Origin of the sequence: Bradyrhizobium sp. NBAIM18, assembly GCF_020193825.1 — a bacterium.
Lineage (GTDB): Bacteria > Pseudomonadota > Alphaproteobacteria > Rhizobiales > Xanthobacteraceae > Bradyrhizobium > Bradyrhizobium yuanmingense.
This window is the reverse complement of sequence record NZ_JADYVO010000016.1, coordinates 124,295-142,609: the sequence shown is the minus strand read 5'-3', so window position 1 is coordinate 142,609 and position 18,315 is coordinate 124,295. Positions and strand designations below refer to the sequence as shown.

Genomic DNA, 18,315 nt, shown 5'->3' with positions numbered 1-18,315 from the left:
GAACGAGGTTTTGGCGTTGCCGATGCGCGATCTCGACAAGGCGCTGGCCGACATCATGACGATCCGCAGCCAGATCGCGGCAGGCACCGCCTTCCGCGGTTACGGCCCGGCGACGATGGCGGCGACCGGTGCTGTTGCGCTCATCACCGCCGTCTTGCAATTCTGGCTGTTGGATGATCCCACCGGCGAGCCGCTCGTTTTCTTCGTCGGCTGGTTCATCGCCGCCGCGCTGTCCGGACTGATCATCGGCATCGAGATGCGCGCCCGGTCGCGACGCCATCATTCCGGTCTCGCCGACGCGATGATCCACCAGGCGGTCGAGCAGTTCCTGCCGGCGGGCGTTGCCGGCGTTCTGCTCGCCGTGGTGATGTGGAAGTTCGCGAGCGAGACGCTGTGGCTGCTGCCGGGTCTGTGGCAGGTCCTGGTGTCGCTCGGCATCTTTGCCTCGGTCCGTTCGCTGCCGCGCACGGTGGCGCTCGCCGGCGCCTGGTATTTCGTGTCCGGCTTCGCGGTCGTGGTGCTCGCGAGCCGAACCCACACGCTGTCGCCATGGACCATGGGCCTACCTTTCCTGATCGGTCAATCGCTGATGGCGGCCATTCTGCATTTCGCGTCCGGAGACAACGATGTCGAAGACTGACAGCGCGCCCTTCTCCTATGAAGGCCTCGACCGCGTGATCCACGAGAAGGCGAGGCTCGGGCTTCTGACCTCGCTGATGGCGCATCCCAAGGGGCTGGCGTTCGGCGATCTCAAGCAGCTCTGCGGCCTCACCGACGGCAATCTCAGCCGGCACCTTGCCGTGCTGCAGGAAGCCGGCCTCGTCGAGGTGACCAAGGGCTACGAAGGGAATCGCCCGCACACCAGCTGCCGCCTCACCAAGGCCGGCCGCCGCCGCTTCCTCGACTATCTCGCCGTGCTCGAGCGGCTGGTGCGCGACGCGGCGAAGGCCGCCGGCCGCGAAGCGCCGCCGCTCGGCCGTCTCGGCATCGCCTCGACCTGATCCTCCCCTTTTTTGACCGGAGACTTTGCAATGCAAAGTGACATCACGTCCCGCAACGAGAAGCTTCATGTCGGCATCATCATGGACGGCAACGGCCGCTGGGCGACGCGGCGCGGCCTGTCGCGCGTGCGCGGTCACGAGGCCGGCGTCGAGACCATCCGCCGCATCGTCGAGGCCGCGCCCAAGCAGGGCGTCGGCACGCTGACGCTTTACGCCTTCTCCACCGACAATTGGCGGCGGCCGAAGGCCGAGGTCGCGGCGCTGATGACCTTGCTGCGCTTCTACCTCGCGAACGAAGTGCAGAGCCTCGTCAAGAACGGCGTGCGCCTCTCCGTCATCGGCCGCCGCGATCGCCTGCCCGACGGCATCGCCGCCGCGATCGCGCGCGCCGAGGCGGCCACCGCCGATGGCCGCACGCTGCATGTGCGCATCGCCGTCGATTATTCCGCGCGCGACGCCATCCTCCATGCCGCGGCCAACGCGGCTGCGCTGACCAGCCTGACGCGCGAAGCCTTCTCGCAGCTCGTCACGGGCGAGGCTGGCCTTCGCGACGTCGACCTCATCATCCGCACCTCCGGCGAGAAGCGGCTGTCGGACTTTCTGCTTTGGGAAGGCGCCTATGCCGAGCTGCACTTCACCGAGCGGATGTGGCCCGAGTTCGACGCGGGCGATCTTGCCGAGGCGCTCGCCGCCTTCCATGGCCGCGAGCGCCGCTTCGGCGGGCTGCAAGCCATTATGCCCGGAGAGGCGCCCTCGCTCTCGCGGGTGTGACGCGCCTCGCGCACCAGCCGGCTCTCTGCCGATTGCCGCCTGGCTTGGATCGTGCTCTAGTCTTCCGGCGTAGTGTACGGGAGCGTTCGCACCATGCGCGCAGTCCTCGATTATTGCACCGGCGGAACGGAACGGCAGCTTGCCGCCGGCACCATCATCGTCGCCGAGGGTGGCACCTCCGGCCATCTCTTCGTGCTGATGCAAGGCAGGCTCGAGGTGCTCAAGGGCGAGATGGTGGTCGCCACCGTCACCGAGCCCGGCGCGGTGCTGGGTGAGATGTCCGTGCTGCTGGGCCAGCCGCACACCGCAACGGTACGGGCCTGCTCCGACGCCATCGTCTACGAATTCGAGGATGCCGCCGCGTTCCTCGAGAAGGAGCCGGGCGTGGCACTGCTGATCGCAAAAATGCTCGCGCAGCGGCTCAACGTCGCCAACACCTACCTCGCCGATCTGAAGCGGCAATATGCCGGCCACGGCACGCATCTGGCCATGGTCGGCGAGGTGCTCCAGAGCATGATCAACCTGCCGCCGGTTGAGGTTTCGCCCGGCTCTGATCGGCAATCCGATCCAAGAATGTGAGCCAGTCGGGCGGAGCCTCGATGGGGGCGGCAGGCCGCCGCAGCGGCGCATTCAGGTCGATCCATTGCGCCGCGCCGGCCGCCAGCCAGAACGCCTTGTCGGCGTCGAGATCGAGCACGATGTAGGTTGGGGGACGGCCGGGTTGCAGGCCCGTGTTGAAGACCCAGGTCTGGCCCAGCCGATCGAACCACGATCCATTGCTGATGAAGGGTGATTGATGCACATGGCCCGAGATCACCATCGACGGCTGGTATTGCATGATCCACTGCACCAGCTCGACGTCGCCGAAGAAGCGCTTGCCGCCCCAGCTCGTCGGTGAATCCGCCGGCGGCGCATGATGCGCCCAGATCCAACGCTGCGGCCTGACGGCTGCGGCATCGCGCAACTGCTCGATGAGGCGTTGCTTGACCTGGGGTCCGTCCCACCACGGGCACACCGTGAGCAGGGTATCGCCGACCGTCAGGCCGTCGCCGTCGCAGGCGATGCCGAGCTCGCGCACCTCCGAGATCCAGCGCGAAATCTTCTCACCTTCGGCGTTGCGCTCGTCGAGATCGTGATTGCCGGAGCAGAGGATCACGCGGGTCGTCGCGGCCAGCAGCGCGAGATACTTCTTCACCACCACGATCTGGGCGCGGAAATCCACCATCGAGCCGATGTCGAGCGCGTCGCCGGCGAAGATCACGAGGTCGAATTGCGGCGCCGCGCTGACCAGCCAGTCGAGCTGCGGCAGCGAATAGTGCAGGTCGGCCACGACCAGGCAGCGCATGGATAATCCGACGGCCAGAGAGCAAAATGTCAGGGAATTCCAAAAACGGCATAAAGCAAGAAGCAGACCAGCCCGGCCGCCCCTTTGCATCAATCCAATGAGCGACAGCATGCTGCGTCCCGTCGCAGAGCGCAAGGGGCGGCAATGCGAGGCTGGACCGGATCGCCGAATTCTGGTGTCGTGGCCTGCCCTCAACACCTGTGTTCACATGACCCCCTTCAAGACCATTCGCGCCCGTGCCGAGAAGCGCAAGGGCGGGCCCAAGGCGCTGGACAAGTTGATGCCGGCCAAGCCGGACCTCAAGCGGCTCGCCAAGCTCGGCGACGATCGTATCCTCGCCGAGATGACCAAGCGGGTGTTCTGCGCCGGCTTTGCCTGGAGCGTGATCGATTCCAAATGGGACGGCTTTGGGCAGGCCTTCCTGCATTTCCAGCCCGCCAAGCTCACCTTCCAACCCGAAGACTATTGGGAGGGCCTGCTGCGCGACGCGCGCATCGTGCGCAACGGTGCCAAGATCATGTCGGTGCGCGACAACGCCGCCTTCGTGCAGGAGATCGCGAAGGAGCACGGCAGCTTCGGCAAGTTTCTGGCGAAATGGCCGTCGTCCGACGAGATCGGCCTGCTCGATCTCCTCAACAAGCGCGGCAGCCGGCTGGGCGGCAACACCGGCCAGATGCTGCTCCGCTTCGTCGGCTGGGACGGCTTCGTGACGTCGAAGGACGTCGTGGCCTGCCTGCGCGCTGCCGGTCTCGACATCGCCGAGGAGGTCAAGTCGAAGGGCGATCTCGCCAAGGTGCAGGCGCAGTTCAACGCCTGGGCCGAGGAGACCGGTCTGCCGTACACATATCTGTCACGCATCTGCGCGCTGTCGGTTGGCGAGAACAGCAGCGAGTAGCGCATCGATCGACAGATCGTGTGCATCCTGTGGCGATCTTGTGCTGCGAACGCGGCCGATGAAACCCGCGATCACGAAATACATTTCACAGGAACATTTGTCCGCAGCACCTGTTCGGGATCAGAGCCGGGCGCACAAGGGCGCAGGGAATGCTCGCTCCCGCTTGGCTCGATGAAACCGGATCCAACAACGGAGCAGCTCATGAAGCTCACATCTGAACAGGTGAAGCAGACCGTCAACCAGCTCGGCGCTCAGGTGCTGCCCGACGAACATCCGGCGATGCCGCAGCTCAACAGCATGTTCGGCGAGCACACCTTCTTCGTCGACGAGATGGGCCTCAAGGTGCTCGAGCCGACGGGATCGCTCGGCAGCGACCGCCAGAGTGGCGAGGTCGTCAGCCTCGCTGATTGGGGCGATTCCGACCTGACGCGCCTGATGGCGCATGAGCCCGAACCGACCGGCGTGATCGTGGTGTTCGAGCATATGAAGCATTGAGTACCCTCGCGCGCGATCGACCTCAATCGGTAGCGGGTCGGAAGATCCGCCGCCGTTCGTCGCGCCTGGTGCGCTCTGTCGCCGAAGCTTGGGCCGCGTTCAGATGCCCAGCGTCAGCTGCGGCTCCGACTCGCCGGCGGGGTGGAGCGACGACAACGAGACCCCAAGCAGCCTGACGCGCTTGGGCAGCGGCATCTCGGCTTCGAGCAGGCCGCAGGCCAGCCGCTCCAGATCGTCGCGTCCGGCAACGGACGCCGCGACGGATCGGCTGCGCGTGATGATCTCGAAATCGGCGAACTTGATCTTCAGGGTGACGGTGCGGCCGCGATTGCCCGTCGCCTCGCAATGCCGCCAGACCTTGTCGACGAGCGGCCTTAACTCGGCGGCAAGCGCGTCGAACGCATCGAGGTCGGTCGAGAACGTGTTCTCCGCGCCGACGGATTTGCGGATCCGGTTGGCGCGGACCGGCCGCTGGTCGACGCCGCGCGATATCCAATAATAATACGCGCCTGACTTGCCGAAATTCGCGTTCATGAACTCCAGCGATTGGTTGCGGATGTCCCGGCCGGTGAACAGGCTGAGCGCGTTCATCTTCGCAGCCGTCGCCGGACCGATGCCGTGGAATTTGCCGACCGGCAGCGGCTCGACGAAGGCCGGCCCCATCTCCGGCGAGATCACGAACTGGCCGTTGGGCTTGCGATGATCGGACGCGAGCTTGGCCAGAAACTTGTTGTAGGAGATACCCGCCGACGCGGTGAGGCCGGTCTCCGCCTTGATCTTCGCGCGGATCTCAAGCGCGATGTCCCGCGCCAGCGGGATGCCTTGCAGGTTCTCCGTCACGTCGAGATAGGCTTCGTCGAGCGACAGCGGCTCGATGATGGGCGTGTGCTCGGCAAAGATGTCGCGGATTTGTCTGGAGATCGCCTTGTAGACCTCGAAGCGCGGCCTGACGAAGATCAAATCGGGACATTGCCGCTTCGCCGTCACCGACGGCATGGCCGAGCGGACGCCGAACTTGCGGGCCTCGTAGCTCGCAGCCGCAACGACGCCGCGTTCCGCGGAGCCGCCGACCGCCACAGGCTTGCCGCGCAGCTCCGGATTGTCACGCTGCTCCACAGAGGCATAGAACGCATCCATGTCGATATGGATGATCTTGCGGACAGGCGAGGGCTCGCCGGTCGTCGGGTCGGATTCGCTCATGGAAAGATGATACAATCGCGTGGGGAGATGCGCGAGCTGAGGGATGCTTCCGTCGATCCGGCGGCTGAATTGAGCTGCACAATCGCGGCAGGGTCAAAAGCCATCTCAGGCTCGTGACGAGAGGCGCTCGTCAGTTCCGCTCAGTCGAGATGGCTTCGGCTCGGCCGCGATGGCTTGGGAGAGGCAGAGGCTCCTACTTGCCACGGATGAACTCAAGGAGCTGGCTTGAGGCTCCGTCGCCAACGCGCTGCGCACCTGCGACCGTGAGGTGATTGACGTCCCAATAGAGCCAGAGGCCGTCCATGGCGGTCGGACACTCGGCTTCTCCGCACAAATAGCGTTCTGGATAGAGCAGAAAGACCTGGTTCGGGTAGCGGCTCCGGATCTCCTCGAGCATGGCGTGGAATTCGCGATTGTCGGCCTGCACGCGATCAAGGGGCACAGCAGGACAGGGCTTGCTTGGCGCGTGCCAGAGCGGTCCCGGTGCGAAGCGGGACATCGGACTGCGGCAGCCCGGCTCGACTCCGGGCGCTATGATCAGGATGCGCCGTCCGCTGCCGCCGAGCTCATGGATCGTGTTCTCGATGCCGGCCCGCCAGACCTGCAGGGCCGGTGCATTGACCTCCGGCGCGAGCTCGTTGCGGAGCGCATCGCCGTAGGTCATCCAGGATTGACTGAGCACGATTGGAGCCTGGTTCTGCCTGATCGCGGCGAGGTAGGTATCGCGCTGGCGTTTGCAGTCCTGCGAGCCGTCGAAAGCTGTTCGCACGAGGCCGACGAGCAACGGACAACCTTCGGCCGTATAGGCCTCTCCCCGGACGGCGGCGCGCTTTGCCGCCGGATCCAGCGCTGCGACATAGTGCTCGGCGAAGGAGTCGCCGAGCACTTGCACCCCGACGGGGCCGCTCAATGAACCGAAGGCACATTTCGATTGTGCGCTCTTGGCGCATGGCCAGAAGCCGAAACGCTGCAGATCGGCGACCTCGCGAGCCTGTGCCGGTAGCCGCCATGGCCAGCCATCTTGGCGGTTGGCCACAAATGCAACAATCGCGAGCGCGACGATCGTCGCGGCGGCGGGGCCGGCGACTCGCAGCAGTGACGAGCGACCCGCGCGATACGGCTGTTCGATCAGCCGATACATCAGCGCAGCCAGCGCCATCGCGAGGGCGACGATCAGCACTTTCACCGCGACCGACTTGGCGTCATCGCCCAGGATGTAGTTTGCGTAGACGATCAGGGGCCAGTGCACGAGGTAGAGCGAGTAGGACACCAGCCCGATCCCCGCACTCAGCGGATTGGTCAGGACAGGCGAAAGGACGTGACGCTCGCCCGCCAAGATCACGCAGGCTGCACCCAGGCATGGGATGAGGGCCGTCGCGCCAGGGAAGGAGGTCGCACTGTCGAAGCTGACGACCGCGTAAGCGATCAAAGCGAATCCGGCGGCAGCCAACAGCGAGCGCGCTCCGGCCGGGAAGGTCAGCCTCTGCTCAGCAAAGATGACCAGCGCTCCGATCGCAAATTCGAAGGCGCGACAGGTCGGCAGGTAGAAAGCACCCGAGCTGTCGGTTGCGAGTGTCGCTTGCGCGACGCCGAGCGAAAGAATTGCGATGCCAAGAATGAGCAAAGGCAGTGCGCGACCGAGCAATCGGCGCCCCAGCAGAATGAACACGGGCCAAAACAGATAGAATTGCTCCTCGACGGCCAGCGACCAGAAGTGAAGCACGGGGATGGGATCGGTCGAGTTGGCGAAATAGGCGTGGCTGCCGCGCCAGAAGTAGAAATTCGAGACCGATACCAGCGTAGCCACGGCGTCTTGAGTCAGGCCCTTGAAAAGCTCCGGAGAGAACCAGAGGCCACCGACGGCCAAGATGCCGATGATGGTGACGATCGCTGCGGGAAAGAGGCGCCGGATGCGGCGCTCGTAAAATCGCTGGAGCGAAAATTCGCCGCGATCAGCCTCGCTGAGAATGATCCGAGAGATCAGATAGCCGGACACGACGAAAAACAGGTCGACGCCAACGAAGCCGCCGCCGAACGGCGGAACGTCCAAATGATAGAGGAATACGCTCAAGACGGCGATCGCCCGGAGCCCGTCAATGTCGCGTCGATGGGATAGCTTTGTAACCAAGTGCTGAATCCACTGGCGGCGGTTCGTCCGACTGCGGATCCGCGCGCGCCCGCTTGCCTTTAGCGCGCCCGCATGCGTTCCTCAACCGCAGGACGGGCCGAATTCTCCCCCAATCGGGCTCGCCCCGGTCAGGCCGTCTCCGTCAACGTCGGCAACCCATCCGACGCTGCTGCGAGAAGACGCAGGACCTTGCCATGGCGCTCAGCGCATCGCTTCTCGTCGCACGGCCGCGGCTGCGCCAGGCATCGAGTCGGATTGGCTCATGGAAGGATGTTACAATCGGATGATGAGAAGGGCGAGGTGACGGATGCTTCAGTTGTTGGTCTTCGTGGCGGGCGTCGTCGGCACCGGCTGGTTGATCGGCGCGACCAATCCCCCCGGTGAATGGTATGCCGGCCTTGCCAAGCCGAGCTTCGTCCCGCCGAACTGGGCGTTCCCGATCGCCTGGACCATCCTTTACGTTCTGATCGCTGTTGCGGGATGGCGAACCTTTCGCCGTGAGCCCAGGGGCAAGGCGATGCTGGCCTGGGCGGCGCAAATGGCGCTGAATTTCACCTGGTCTCCCGTCATGTTCACGATGCACCAGATCGGCGCCGCGCTCGTCATCCTCATCGGCCTGTTCGTCGCGATCGTAACTTACATTACCATTGAGATGTCACGCGACAGGCTGGCCGCCGCCTTGTTCGTGCCTTACGCAGCCTGGGTCGCCTTTGCCGGCGTGCTCAATGCGGCGGTCTGGCGTTTGAATTGAGACGCTGCGTCTCGACCCATTCAAAAAACGATCTCACGCTTGTGAGTAGCAAGCGTGGATACGCGACCCAATATGAGCCCGCGGAGGTCAGCCCATGCAATACAGCTCCGAGCTCATTCACACGATGCGTCAGGCACTGGAAGCCGTGATGGCAAGCGTACCGGCGCATCAATCCGTGTTCGGCCTGAAGGCGGCCGTCGCCGAATGCATCCTGAAGGCCGCCGCACACGGTCAGACGTCGTACGACGGACTGGTCGAGTCCGCCTCCGATCAGATCCAGACGATTCTGGCGATGCTGACGTGGGGGGCGGTGTGAACCGCTGCCAAGACTGGCGCACCCGACACGATTCGAACGTGTGACCTTTGCCTTCGGAGGGCAACGCTCTATCCAGCTGAGCTACGGGTGCAATGCACGTTCCTTAGCCGATTGGCGCGGGGCGGGCAACCGCTTCTCGATGGAAGCGCGCTTCAGGCCGATTTGCGCTTGACCGGGTCCGGAACCGACTTGCCGCCGAGGGCGGCGAATTCGGCCAAAACCCGTTCGGCGCAGATGACGCGGTTGCGGCCGAGGCGTTTGGCGACATAGAGCGCCTCGTCGGCCGCGCCGAGCAGCCGGTCGGGGCCGCCGTCGGCACCGCCGGGAATATGGCTTGCGACGCCGACGCTGAGGGTAACGTGGTCGCCGGCGCCGATCGCGCCATGGGCGATCGCCAAGGCCATCACGGCGCAGCGGATCGCCTCGGCCACCATGCAGGCGCTGTCGCAATCCATGTCGGGGAGGATCAGCGCAAACTCCTCGCCGCCATAGCGGCTGGCGAGGTCGAGCGGGCGCACCGCGTGCCGGTTGACGACGGCGGCCACCGCGCGCAGGCACTCGTCGCCGCTCTGGTGGCCGTGCTGGTCGTTGAACAGCTTGAAATGGTCGACGTCGACGAACAGCAGGGCCAGCGGCTTCTGCGTGCGCTGGGCGCGAGCCCATTCGCCGAGCAGCATCTGGTCGAAGGCGCGGCGGTTCGCGAGGCCAGTGAGCCCGTCCTTGGTCGCGAGCTCCTTCAGCGCCATCTCGGCGCGCTTCTGGTCGGTGAGGTCGCGCAGCGTCTCCACCACCGCGATCAGGTTGCCGGCCTCGTCGTGGATCGGGCCGGCGTCGATGGCGAGATAGAGCTGGCTGCCGAGCTTGGGCATCACGCACCAGTTCTCCGCGGAGAAGCCGAGCCCGTTGTGGCCGCGCGCGGCATATTCCGAATAATACTCCGGCAACTGCTCGGGCCGATCGAGCGCGACGAGGTCGGCAAGGCAGGGGCGCTTCGTCTCGTAGAATGCCTGCCAGTGCTTGCTGGTGCCGATCACTTCGGCGGCCCCGACGCCGGTCAGCCGCTCGCAGGCTCTGTTCCAGATCACGACGCGGCGCTTCGGGTCAATCACGAAGGTCGGCACCACGAGGTGCTGCATCAGCCGGACGGCGTAGGAATCGGCGACATCGAGCGCCTTGCGCGACTTCGGCATCAGGCCACCGCAGCCACGGGCAAGCCATCGGAGGGACCGAACAGCTTGCGTACCTCGCTGGCCGGCTTCGGTGCACTGAACAGATAGCCCTGCATCTGCGTGCAGCCGAGCGCGCGCAGCATGTCGCGCTGCGCCTCGGTCTCGACGCCTTCGGCGACCGTGGTCATGCTGCTGGCGGCCGCGATGTTCACCACCGCCTGCACGATGACGGGCGAGCCGCTCGCCTCGGCGATGTCGACGACGAAGCAGCGGTCGATCTTGATCTTGTCGAACGGGAAGCGCTTCAGATAGCTCAGCGAGGAATAGCCGGTGCCGAAATCGTCGAGCGCGATGCGCACGCCGATCGACCGCAACTGGTGCAGGATCGAGAGCGCCGCCTCGTCGTCGCGGATCAGCACGGCCTCGGTGATCTCGAGCTCGAGCCGGCGCGGGTCGAGGCCGGAGGCGGCGAGCGCGCCCGCGATTCGCAGCGCCAGCGTGTCGCATTTGAGCTGCACGGGCGAGACGTTGACCGCGAGGCGCACATGCGCCGGCCAGGTCGCGGCCTCACTGCAGGCGGTGCGCAGCACCCAGTCGCCGAGCTCGGTGATGAGGCCGGTATCCTCGGCAACCGGAATGAACTCCGCCGGCGACACCATGCCGCGTTGGGGATGGCGCCAGCGCAGCAGCGCCTCGCAGCCGGAGACTTCACCCGAGCGCAGGTCGACCAGCGGCTGATAGTGAATCTCGAAGCCGCCGTTGACGAGGGCCTGGCGTAAATCCTGCTCCATGCTGAGGCGTGCCTTGGCGCAGGCATCCATTGCGGGCTCGAAGAAGCGGTGGGTGCGCCGCCCCTCGGCCTTGGCCCCGTACATCGCGAGGTCGGCGTTCTTGACCAGCTGATCGAGATCGGCGCCGTCCTGGGGCGCCAGCGCGATGCCGATGCTGGCATCGGTGGAGAGCTGATGGCCGAGGCAATGATAGGGCTGCCGGATCGCCTGGTAGATCCGCTTCACGAAGGACAGCACGTCGGCGGAAGACCCGATGTCGGTCTGGATCACGGCGAATTCGTCGCCCCCGAGCCGCGCGATCAAATCGCCCTGCTTGAGACAGCCGCGCAGACGGCCGCCTATCGCCTTCAACAGCTCGTCGCCGACGTGATGACCGAGCGAATCGTTGATGCCCTTGAACTCGTCGACGTCGATGTAGAGCAGCGCAAACTGGCCGCCTTCGGCGACCTTCTCCAGCTCGCATTCGATCTGCTCGCGGAACAGGGCCCGGTTCGGCAGGTCGGTCAGCGCGTCGTAATGCGCCATATGCGCGATCTTCTCGTGATCGCGCCGCCGCTCGGTGACGTCCTCGACGACATTGATGATGTAGCGCGGCTCGCCCGACCTGTCGCGGATTCCGATCCGGGTGGACGTGATGTAGCGCCGTCCGATGCTTGGCGTGGTCCACACGTGCTCGTCCAGGAACAGCCCGTCCGGCGATTGCAGCAGCTTGTCGTCGTCCCGGGTGATGATCCCGGCGGTTTCTGCCGGATAGAGATCGAACGCGGTCTTGCCGACGATCGTCTTGCTGGTTTCGCCGAGTTGTTGCTCGGCCACCTGGTTGGCCAGCAGGTAGCGCCGCGTGCGGGCATCCTTCACGGTGATCCGTGACGGGATATGGTCGATGATCTCGCGCAGGAAGGTGTAGTTGCGGTCGCGCTCCTGCTCCAGATTGCGCTGCTCGGTGATGTCCTCGATCGTGGCGACCCAGCCGCCCTGCGCGAGCGGCGTGTTGATGACCTGGAAGGCGCGGCCGTTGGCCAGCTGATGCGTTCTCGTCGAGACCGTGCCTTCGGCGACGACCCTCATGACGTCGGCGCAAAACGCTTCGACATCGCCATCGAATGCGCCGCGCTCCTTGCGATGATACATCGCCTCGCGGATGTGGCAGCCGGGCTTGATGACGTCGTGGGACAGGCCGAACATGTCGGCGTAGCGGCGGTTGCAGGTGACGATGGTGCCGCCCGCGTCGTACAGGATCAGCCCTTGCGACATGTTGTTGAGGGCGGTGTCGAGCCGCAGCCGCTCCGCTTCGATGCGCTGCTGGGCTTCGCGGTTCTGCCGGTTGATCTGGCGGATGATCAGATAGAGGATCAGCGCGATGGTGGCGGCCGAGAGGGCAGCGGTCGCCACCAGGAAGCCGGTCTGCTGGCGCCAGTCCGCGAGCGCGGCCGCTGTGGTATTGGTGGCGATGATGACCAGCGGAAAGTGCTTCAGCGAGGCGGCCGAACCGAGCCGCTCCTCGCCGTCGATCGGGCTGTTGCCGCGGTGGCTCTGATGACCACCTTGCGCCAGCACCTTCTGCATCAGTGGCGCATCCCTGAAGTTCCGCCCGATCAGCTCTTCGCGATGCGGATGACGCGCCAGCATCTTGCCTTCGCGGTCGAACAGGGAGATGGCCGTACCCTCGCCGAGGGCGACGGAGGCGAAGTAGTGCTGGTAGCTGTCCGGATTGATCCGCCGGACCATCGCGCCGAGGAAGGTGCCGTCCGCGCCGTTCAAGCGGCGTGCGACGATCGTGGTCCATTTGTTGATGATGAAGCTGCGGACCGATTCCAGAAGCACCGGCTCGGACTGCGGATTCAGCTTGAATGTCTTGAAATAAGCGCGTGAGGAGACGTTGATCTTGGGCAGCGGCTGGGCCCGCGACCAGTTGATCAGCTCGCCCTCGGCATCGTAGATCGCGATGTCGCCGAGATACGACACGGAGCTCATCTTGCTGCGCAGCATCTGGTTGGCGGCAGGCCCGGACAGGCGCTCGCGGAACATCGCAGGCGAGGTGATCTCCGGCAGGTTCATCTGTCCGATCAGGTCGGCGGCGACGACGTCGGAATCCTCGAATTGCTGATCGAAATGCCGCGCGATCAGCTTCACCGTATTTTCGAGCTCACGCTCGCGGTTGGCGAGGGTCCGCTCGCGGAATTCGCCGACCGCCATGGCCGTGACGATGAAAATGCCCGCGACCAGAAATACGCCGCACAAGGTCAGCCACAGGACAGGACCGCGGCGCGCCAAGGCCTCCCAGCCGTTCCTCGCGGCTAGAGACATTCCGGCTGCTGCCTTGGCAAAGACCTGGCGCATTCCCCCTCCCTGGAAGAACAGGAATACACCGCACAAATGGCGCAAACCTTAGGAAAACCAGTTACCTGAGCGTTAATCCGGTTGCGTGATGGCGCCAATATGTAGCCGCGCTTGTATCGCGCCGGTTGTGCGGCGCCCGCCGCAAACGCAGCGCTGCATCATGAATCATCGGTTAATGCGAGGCGCCGGCGGTCTTCTTGCCGCCGCCATGGCGCAGCCGTCCGACCACGCCGGTCGGGAAGAAATAGACGCTGGCGATGAATAGCAGCCCGAGCCACAGCAGCCAGCGGTCGGGATGCAACAGCCCCGGCAGCAGCGGCAGCCCGGCTTCGTCCGCCGCCTTGGAGGCGACGCCCATCAGCGACTGCAGATAGTTCTGGGCGAGGATGAAGATGGTGGCGCCGATGATCGCGCCGTAGATCGTGCCCATGCCGCCGATCACCACCATCAGCAGGATGTCCAGCATGATGGAGAAGCTCAGCGAGGTGTCGGGACCTGCATAGCGCAGCCACAGCGCATTCAGGATGCCGGCGCTGGCCGCGACGAGGGCGGCGAGGCAGTTGGCGTAGGTCAGGTGGAACACGGTGCGGAAGCCGAGCGCCTCGGCGCGAAAGCGGTTCTCGCGGATCGCCTGGAGCACGCGCCCGAACGGCGAGTTCACGACGCGCAGCAGCGCGAGGATCATCAGGGCCGAGATCGCGAACACCAGGTAGAAGGTCAGGATGCGGCCGTTGATCTCGAAGCCGAACAGGTTCTTGGAGATCAGCACCGTGCCGGGGCGTAGCAGCTCCGGCAGCTGGAAGCTGCGCCCGTCCTCACCACCGGTCAGCCAGGACAGCTGCGAGGCCAGCACCTGGAAGGCCGAGGCGACCGCGAGCGTGATCATGGCGAAGAAGATCGCCGCGACCCGTAGCGAGAACAGCCCGATGGCGAGCGCAAGCAGGGCTGCGAGCGGCAGGCCGGCGACGATGCCGGTGGCGACCGCGGCCCAGTTCGGACCCAGGCCGTACAGCGCGATCGCGATCGCGTAGCTGCCGATGCCGTAGAACATGGTGTGGGCGAACGACACCGAGCCGGTATAGCCGAGCAGGAGATCGTAGGAGGCGACGAGGGCTGCGAAGATGCAGATCTTGGCCGCGACGTTCAGTGCCTTGGCGCCCGGGAACAGGAATGGCGCTGCCGCCAGCGCCAGGATGATGACGACGAGAACGAGCGTCAGGACGCGGCTGCGCGGCGGATCGCCTGAGAGGATCATCATCGGCTGGTCACCGCATAGAGGCCGCGCGGCCGCCACATCAGAATGGCGACCATCAGCAGGATGTTGGAGACGAGGGCGAGCTTCGGCACCAGGAAGCCGCCGTAATTGGCGACCATGGCGACGAGGATGGCGCCGATGAAGCAGCCGCCGATCGATCCCAACCCGCCGATGATGACGACGATGAAGATCAGGACGGTGAGGTCGTCACTCATGGAGGCGTGCACCTGCTCGCGGTAAAGCGCCCACATCACGCCGCCGAGGCCGGCCAGCGCCGATCCGGTCATGAACACGCCGAGGAACAGGCGGCGGACGCGGTAGCCGAGCGCCTCCACCATCTCGCGGTTCTCGACGCCGGCGCGGATCAGGAGGCCGAGCTTGGTGCGGTTGAGCACGAGCTGGATCGCGATGAAGACGGAAAGCCCGATCAGCATCGCCAGCACGCGGTACTTGGCGATCGCGACGTCGCCGATGATGAAGGAGCCGCGGAGCGAGGCCGGCAGCGGCATCGGGATGATCTGCGGTCCCCACAGCGCATAGAGCGTCTGCTCGGCAACGATCAGCCCGCCGGTCGTCATCAGGATCTGCTTCAGGTGCTGCCCGTAAACCGGGAGGATCAGCACGCGCTCGACGACGAGGCCGAGCGCGCCCGACACCGCCATCGACAGCAGCGCGGCCGGTGCCAGTACCGCAAGATTCATCCAGAGCGAGTCGGCCTGGATGGACGCCGCGAACGGGGCCAGCACCAGCGTGGCAACGTAGGCGCCGACGGCGATGAAGGCGCCATGGCCGAAATTGAGCACGTCCATCAGGCCGAACACCAGCGTCAGCCCCGAGGCCATGATGAAGATCATCATGCCCATGGCGAGGCTCGCGACGGTCAGGGTCAGCCAGGAGCTGGTTGAGCCGATCAAGGGAATCATGAGAAGTGCGAGCGCGATCGGCAGCAGGATCGGCGCAAGATCGCGCTTCGGCTTCGGCAGCGGATCGTTTGCAGCAAGGTCAGTCACTGATGCGTCTCCAGGCTCAGGCCGAGCAGCCGCTCCTGCAGCGGCACGTCGGCGGCGAGCGCCGCCATCTCGCCGCGATGGACGATGGTGCCGTTGTCCATCACCAGCACGCTGTCGCCGAGCTCGCGGGCGGCAAAGAAATTCTGTTCGACCAGAAGGATCGTGGCGCCCTTGCGCTTGATCTCTTTCAGGCACTCGATCAGCGCCATCACGATCGCAGGGGCCAGCCCCTTGGTCGGCTCGTCGATCAGGAGCAGCTTGCGCGGCTCGACGATCGCGCGCGCAATCGACAGCATCTGCTTCTGCCCGCCCGACAGGCTTCCCGCGCGCGACAGCCAGAAGCGGCGCAGCGCCGGGAAGAAGCCGAAGATCCAATCCAGCTGCTTGTCGTCGAGTGGCGCGTCGCGCGCCGCCAGCACCAGGTTCTCCTTCACCGTGAGATCGGAGAACACGGCCATGCTCTCCGGCACGTAGCCGACGCCGAGCCGCGCGATGTCGGGCGTCGCAAGGCTCTCGATGCGCTGGCCTGCCAGGGTGATCTCGCCTTTCGAGGCCTGCCACAGCCCCATGATGGTGCGCAGCGTCGTGGTCTTGCCGGCGCCGTTGCGGCCGAGCAGCATCGTGACCTGTCCTTCCGCAACGGCGAGATCGATGCCCTGCAGGATGTGATAGCGCCCGATATGGGTGTGCACGCCGGAAAGCTTGAGGAGATCGCTCATGCTGCGCTCCCTGCAGCGCTTTTGGGCGCGACGCCGAGATAGGCTTCCTGCACGATCGGCGAGGCGATCACCTCGGCGGGTGCGCCGTCCGCCACCAGCTGCCCGTTATGCAGCACGATGATGCGGTCGGCGAGCGAGCGCACCACGTCCATCTTGTGCTCGACCAGGAGGATGATCTTGCTCCTGTCCTGCTTGAGCTGCGCGATCAGGTTCAGGACGATCGGCACCTCGTCGATGCTCATGCCGGCGGTCGGTTCGTCGAACATGAAGACTTTTGGCCCGAGCGCGATCATCAGCGCCACCTCGAGCTTGCGCTGGTCGCCATGCGACAACGCGGTCGCAGTGACGCCGCGGCGATTGCCGAGCGCGACCTGGTCGAGGATGGCGTCGGCGCGCGCGATCAGGTCGCGGCGCACCATCCAGGGCCGCAGCATGTCGTAATGCGTGCCCGCTGCCGCCTGCACCGCGAGGCGGACATTCTCTTCCACTGAGAGGTTCGGGAAGAGATTGGTGAGCTGGAAAGCACGTCCGAGACCCGCACGGGTGCGCATTGGTGCGGAATGCTCGGTGATGTCGGCGCCGTCGAACAGAATGCTGCCGCCGGATGCCCGCAGCTGGCCCGAGATCAGATTGAAATAGGTGGTCTTGCCGGCGCCGTTCGGCCCGACGATGGCGGTGAGTTCGCCCGGGCGAAACGTGCAGGAGACATTGTTGACCGCGACATGGCCGCCGAAGCGGATGGTGAGGTCGCGGGTTTCGAGGGTGAGCGGCATGGGTTCAAGCGTGTCGGCTGGTTGTGACACCTCTCCCCCGGAGGGGAGAGGATTTGCGCAGCAAATCGGGTGAGGGGGCACAGGTCCCACGAGAGGGCGGTAGCCCTCACCAGCGCCTTCAGCGCGACCTCTCCCGCAAGCGGGAGAGGTGAGCGCCATTACCGCTTGTTCTTGATCGGAACGTTCATGTCCTCGATCTTCAGCTCGCGCACCGGCTCGAGCACGGCCCAAGCGACGTTCGGATCGACCTTGACCTTGAAGTGATACATGCTCTGCAGCGCCTGATGGTCCTCTTTGCGGAACACCATCTTGCCCTTCGGCGTGTCGAACTCCATGCCTTCCATGGCGGTAATCAGCTTCTCGGTATCGGTCGACTTCGCCTTGGTGACGGCGGCGACGACGGACATCGCAGCCGCAAAGCCGCCCGCGGTGAAGAAGTCCGGCGGCGCGTTGAAGCGCTTCTGATGCTCGGCGACGAGCCAGTCGTTCACCGGGTTCTTCGGGATCTCATAGAAGTAGTAAGTCGCGCCTTCCATGCCGGGCAGACCCTTGTAGGCGGCGAGCGCCGGCAGGATGTTGCCGCCGGTGGACAGCTCGATGCCGTAGCGCTTCGGGTCCATGTCCTGGAGCTTGGCCAGCGGATTGCCGGCACCGGCCCAGATCACCCAGATCACCTTGCGGCCGGGCTTGTCCTTCAGCGCATCGAACAGGCGCTGGCCGACCGCGGTGAAGTCGGTGGTCGAAGTCGGGGCATATTCTTCCGCCGCGAGCGTCGCGCCGGTCTTGGCGAGCGCCTCCTTGAAGGCGGCGACGCCGTCGCGGCCGAAGGCGTAGTCCTGCGCCAGCGTCGCGACGGTGACGCCCTGCTTGCCGATCGCGACCGCGTTGGAGATCGCGTCCTGCGAGGAGTTGCGCGCCGTGCGGAAGATGTAGCGATTCCATTTCTCGCCGGTAATCTGGTCCGCGACCGCGGGCTCGACGATCAGGATCTTCTTGTTCTCCTCGGCGACGGGAAGAATGGCGAGCGCCGCGGCCGACGAGGTCGTGCCGATCGCAATATCGACCTTGTCATCCTGATAGGCCTCCGAGAGCGCGGCCTTGGCGAGGTCCGGCTTGCCCTGGTCGTCCTTGGTGATGATGACGATCTTGCGGCCGTCGAGCGTCATGCTGCCCTTGGTGGCGTATTCGAATCCCATCTTCAGGCCGGTCTCAGTCTGCTTGGCGTAGGCCTCGAGCGGACCGGTCTTACCGTAGATCAGTGCGATCTTGAGATCGTCGGCGAGCGCGGAGGTGCCCGCGCCGAGCGCGAGGATGGTTGTTGTTATGATGAGTGATCGACGCACGATGGTCCCTCCT

At 65.2% G+C, this 18,315-nt stretch carries 18 protein-coding genes and 1 tRNA gene; 8 read left to right on the top strand and 11 right to left on the bottom strand.

What is annotated here, in order from left to right; translation table 11 throughout:
• Positions 1–22 precede the first annotated feature (22 nt).
• The 4 genes from I6F17_RS27965 to I6F17_RS27950 all read left to right on the top strand — a co-directional run bounded on the left by I6F17_RS27965 (position 23) and on the right by I6F17_RS27950 (position 2,351).
• Positions 23–640, top strand: coding sequence for a hypothetical protein (locus I6F17_RS27965; RefSeq protein ID WP_225126125.1), 618 nt, complete (start codon positions 23–25; stop codon positions 638–640).
• Complete coding sequence (locus tag I6F17_RS27960) at positions 627–1,001, top strand: transcriptional regulator (protein WP_036024038.1); 375 nt, start codon at positions 627–629, stop codon at positions 999–1,001. Before I6F17_RS27965 ends, I6F17_RS27960 begins: the two co-directional genes overlap by 14 nt.
• A 30-nt stretch (positions 1,002–1,031) precedes the next feature.
• A complete protein-coding gene (locus I6F17_RS27955) occupies positions 1,032–1,772 on the top strand; it encodes a di-trans,poly-cis-decaprenylcistransferase (protein WP_225126127.1) in 741 nt (246 codons plus the stop codon).
• A 93-nt stretch (positions 1,773–1,865) separates the two neighbouring features.
• Positions 1,866–2,351, top strand: a complete 486-nt coding sequence (locus I6F17_RS27950; RefSeq protein WP_225126129.1) for a cyclic nucleotide-binding domain-containing protein — start codon at positions 1,866–1,868, stop codon at positions 2,349–2,351.
• On the opposite strand, the gene I6F17_RS27945 is transcribed toward I6F17_RS27950, so the two are convergent.
• Positions 2,290–3,117 carry a metallophosphoesterase family protein gene (locus tag I6F17_RS27945; RefSeq protein WP_225126131.1) on the bottom strand — a complete coding sequence of 276 codons (828 nt, stop codon included), beginning with the start codon at positions 3,115–3,117 and terminating at the stop codon, positions 2,290–2,292. The two genes, I6F17_RS27950 and I6F17_RS27945, sit on opposite strands and share 62 nt — an antisense overlap.
• A 208-nt stretch (positions 3,118–3,325) precedes the next feature.
• On the opposite strand from I6F17_RS27945, the gene I6F17_RS27940 reads away from it, so the two are divergent.
• Together I6F17_RS27940 and I6F17_RS27935 are read left to right on the top strand one after the other, a co-directional pair.
• Entirely contained in the window at positions 3,326–4,012 is a 687-nt protein-coding gene (locus tag I6F17_RS27940; RefSeq protein ID WP_225126323.1) for a DNA-3-methyladenine glycosylase I, read from the top strand.
• Between the two features lie 201 nt (positions 4,013–4,213).
• Positions 4,214–4,507, top strand: a complete 294-nt coding sequence (locus I6F17_RS27935; protein WP_036038628.1) for a hypothetical protein — start codon at positions 4,214–4,216, stop codon at positions 4,505–4,507.
• A 99-nt stretch (positions 4,508–4,606) separates the two neighbouring features.
• On the opposite strand, the gene dinB is transcribed toward I6F17_RS27935, so the two are convergent.
• The gene (gene dinB / locus I6F17_RS27930) at positions 4,607–5,707 is read right to left on the bottom strand and encodes a DNA polymerase IV (RefSeq protein WP_225126142.1); all 1,101 of its coding nucleotides are present in this window, start codon (positions 5,705–5,707) and stop codon (positions 4,607–4,609) included.
• A 193-nt stretch (positions 5,708–5,900) separates the two neighbouring features.
• Positions 5,901–7,835: an acyltransferase family protein gene (locus I6F17_RS27925; RefSeq protein ID WP_225126144.1), complete on the bottom strand. Its 1,935-nt coding sequence runs from the start codon at positions 7,833–7,835 to the stop codon at positions 5,901–5,903.
• Between the two features lie 307 nt (positions 7,836–8,142).
• Here I6F17_RS27925 and I6F17_RS27920 point away from each other — a divergent pair, with 307 nt between their 5' ends.
• Both I6F17_RS27920 and I6F17_RS27915 read left to right on the top strand, forming a co-directional pair.
• Positions 8,143–8,586: a TspO/MBR family protein gene (locus I6F17_RS27920; protein ID WP_225126146.1), complete on the top strand. Its 444-nt coding sequence runs from the start codon at positions 8,143–8,145 to the stop codon at positions 8,584–8,586.
• A gap of 94 nt (positions 8,587–8,680) precedes the next feature.
• On the top strand, positions 8,681–8,902 hold the full coding sequence (locus tag I6F17_RS27915; RefSeq protein WP_225126148.1) for a hypothetical protein: 222 nt from the start codon (positions 8,681–8,683) through the stop codon (positions 8,900–8,902).
• Between the two features lie 14 nt (positions 8,903–8,916).
• Here I6F17_RS27915 and I6F17_RS27910 read toward each other — a convergent pair.
• The 8 genes from I6F17_RS27910 to I6F17_RS27875 form a co-directional block, all read right to left on the bottom strand.
• A tRNA-Arg gene (locus I6F17_RS27910) sits at positions 8,917–8,993 on the bottom strand.
• 61 nt (positions 8,994–9,054) lie between these two features.
• On the bottom strand, positions 9,055–10,092 hold the full coding sequence (locus I6F17_RS27905) for a diguanylate cyclase (RefSeq protein WP_036038618.1): 1,038 nt from the start codon (positions 10,090–10,092) through the stop codon (positions 9,055–9,057).
• Positions 10,092–13,202 carry an EAL domain-containing protein gene (locus I6F17_RS27900; RefSeq protein WP_225126150.1) on the bottom strand — a complete coding sequence of 1,037 codons (3,111 nt, stop codon included), beginning with the start codon at positions 13,200–13,202 and terminating at the stop codon, positions 10,092–10,094. Before I6F17_RS27900 ends, I6F17_RS27905 begins: the two co-directional genes overlap by 1 nt.
• 172 nt (positions 13,203–13,374) lie before the next feature.
• Positions 13,375–14,460 (bottom strand): branched-chain amino acid ABC transporter permease, encoded by a 1,086-nt coding sequence (locus I6F17_RS27895; protein ID WP_225126152.1) that lies wholly within the window; start codon positions 14,458–14,460, stop codon positions 13,375–13,377.
• Complete coding sequence (locus I6F17_RS27890) at positions 14,457–15,467, bottom strand: branched-chain amino acid ABC transporter permease (protein WP_225126154.1); 1,011 nt, start codon at positions 15,465–15,467, stop codon at positions 14,457–14,459. Before I6F17_RS27890 ends, I6F17_RS27895 begins: the two co-directional genes overlap by 4 nt.
• Complete coding sequence (locus I6F17_RS27885; RefSeq protein WP_225126156.1) at positions 15,464–16,186, bottom strand: ABC transporter ATP-binding protein; 723 nt, start codon at positions 16,184–16,186, stop codon at positions 15,464–15,466. The genes I6F17_RS27890 and I6F17_RS27885 overlap by 4 nt, the downstream gene beginning before the upstream one ends.
• Complete coding sequence (locus tag I6F17_RS27880; RefSeq protein ID WP_225126158.1) at positions 16,183–16,959, bottom strand: ABC transporter ATP-binding protein; 777 nt, start codon at positions 16,957–16,959, stop codon at positions 16,183–16,185. Before I6F17_RS27880 ends, I6F17_RS27885 begins: the two co-directional genes overlap by 4 nt.
• Positions 16,960–17,117: 158 nt before the next feature.
• Positions 17,118–18,302, bottom strand: a complete 1,185-nt coding sequence (locus tag I6F17_RS27875) for a substrate-binding domain-containing protein (protein WP_057025907.1) — start codon at positions 18,300–18,302, stop codon at positions 17,118–17,120.
• Between the last annotated feature and the right edge of the window lie 13 nt (positions 18,303–18,315).